Origin of the sequence: Vibrio sp. D431a, from assembly GCF_030248655.1 — a bacterium.
Taxonomy (GTDB): domain Bacteria; phylum Pseudomonadota; class Gammaproteobacteria; order Enterobacterales; family Vibrionaceae; genus Vibrio; species Vibrio alginolyticus.
Genome location: NZ_JAHGAP010000076.1, coordinates 1 through 1,960, shown reverse-complemented (window position 1 = coordinate 1,960; position 1,960 = coordinate 1). Strand labels below are relative to the sequence as shown.

The window sequence follows — 1,960 nt, the reverse complement described above, 5'->3', positions numbered from 1 at the left end:
TTAAGGCGCTGTGCGGTAGCTTTTGTATTGCGTTACTCACACCTTAGCAAGGCGTTATATGCCAAGGAGGATATATGACAAAGGAAGTCGTCAATAAGTGTTACATGGCATTAGGGATTGCCGCTGGAGATTGCATCTATCGGTACCTCTTCCGTTCTGAGGAGCCATTCGATTTCTACAAGCCAGTATTTATGTTCATAGTAGCTTTTCTTATTCTCAACATGCTAAGTTTTGGCTTGAAGCTATTCAAACGACTAATTTCAAGTTGAGTATTATTTAATTTAAAACAACGATTAGCATCGACTCATTGTGTGATAAATGAGCAGGATGGTTGTAGTTTTGTGTTTGGCTCGGTGTCATTGGTGGGTAAGGCATATAACAAATTGTTCAAGAGGGATTCGCAACGCGTAGCATTTTTACTATGCGTTGATTTTAGTGTTTAGGGTGATATGCGGCGGCTTTGGTATTGCGTTGCTCACCCCTTAACAAGGCGTTATATGCACGGAGAGTTCAGTGGAAGAAAGAGTCCGAAAAAGGGAAGTAAAAGTCTGCCCTGTAGTGCTCAGAAAGTCAGGGAACTATCGTCAGTTACTGTTGTTTGAACATCCATTAGCTGGTGTTCAACTTGTTAAAGGAACACTAGAGTCGTCGGACATTTCTATCGAAAGTGCCGCTTTGAGAGAGCTGGAAGAAGAATCTGGGTTATCTAGTGTATCGAGCGCTCACTATCTCGGCTGCTGGGAAAGTGGTTTTCAAAATCAACTGTGGCATTTTGTGCTTTGCGAAATAGACCAAGAACTACCGAATAGCTGGAGTTTCTTTACTCAAGATGACGGTGGGCATGAGTTTAGTTTCTTCTGACATAAAGTAGGAAGTAAGCCCGATTTTAAGTGTCATAAATTGTTCTTTGACGCCATAAAGCAAGTCGAAATTCTGTGCATATAACAAACAATTTAAGAGGGATTCCCAACGCTTGGCATTTTGCTTCTACTTCAATTTTAGTGCTTACGGTACAATGCTTTAGGTTGGGTGGTAGCGTTGCTCACCCCTTAATTGGGCGTTAGCACTCAAACTTCTACATCAATCATTTGAATTAATTCTCTACTTAGTCGATTCTAGTGCTGTGAAACTGAATTCACATGATATCACTGGAGGATTTATGGCTAAAAATATACGTGGCAATAACGATGGCGAGCATGGTGAAAATGACTCTTATACAATTCAAGGTCGAGGAGTCGTTAGCCGAGAAACGCTTGTTGATGAGGTTAACGCTGGAAAGCACCCTAATCATCACGTAGTGAATGTAAATGGTGAAGATTATGTTCGTTCAAATCCTGATAAACAGGAATCAAATAACGTAAACAAAGATTAGTTGTGTAAATTGTGTGCTAACAAAGCATTTAAGAGTGATTCCCAACGCTTGGCATTTTTCGTTCCATCGTTGGGTTTCGTGTTTACGGTGCAATGGTTTAGTGTCGTGGTAGCGTTGCTCACACCTTAATGCGGCGTTATGTTGCAGGAGAGAATATGGAAGTTCTGAATCAGCTTTTTCCATCAGAAAGTCAGATGGAAAGGTTAAAATCTTCACCGGAATCAGGTGAAATTCATCTACTAAACCTTTTCAAGTTTAAAGAGAAGGCAGAATATGCAGATGGTCGAGAAACTAATCTAACGGGCAAAGAAGCATATGAACTTTATGGTCAGCCTATGCTTAAGGTTTTGGAAAAGTATGGTGCTGAGGTTGTCTTCTATTCAGAGGTGACTGGTCTTATTCTTGGGCAAGTTGAAGACCTTTGGGACTCATTTGTCATTGTAAAATATCCATCTCGCCAATCGCTTCTTGAAATGACGTCATCCGAAGAGTTCTTAGCATTAAGCGTGCATCGCGAAGCCGGGTTGGCAGGGCAGTTAAACATAGAAACGAAGATACCTTGAGTCACAACATAACAATCTGTTTAAG

Annotated in this window: 3 protein-coding genes and 1 pseudogene; all 4 read left to right on the top strand. The window is 40.9% G+C overall.

What is annotated here, in order from left to right; all coding sequences use genetic code 11:
• The first annotated feature begins 74 nt into the window (after positions 1-74).
• The 4 genes and pseudogenes from KJB35_RS27915 (at position 75) to KJB35_RS27895 (ending at position 1,935) form a co-directional block, all read left to right on the top strand.
• Positions 75-269 (top strand): hypothetical protein, encoded by a 195-nt coding sequence (locus KJB35_RS27915; protein WP_085570192.1) that lies wholly within the window; start codon positions 75-77, stop codon positions 267-269.
• A gap of 244 nt (positions 270-513) precedes the next feature.
• Positions 514-945 (top strand): annotated as a pseudogene (locus KJB35_RS27905) (NUDIX domain-containing protein).
• Positions 946-1,159: 214 nt separating this feature from the next.
• On the top strand, positions 1,160-1,372 hold the full coding sequence (locus tag KJB35_RS27900; RefSeq protein WP_025633420.1) for a DUF3892 domain-containing protein: 213 nt from the start codon (positions 1,160-1,162) through the stop codon (positions 1,370-1,372).
• A gap of 155 nt (positions 1,373-1,527) precedes the next feature.
• Entirely contained in the window at positions 1,528-1,935 is a 408-nt protein-coding gene (locus KJB35_RS27895) for a DUF1330 domain-containing protein (RefSeq protein WP_039989863.1), read from the top strand.
• Positions 1,936-1,960: the final 25 nt, after the last annotated feature.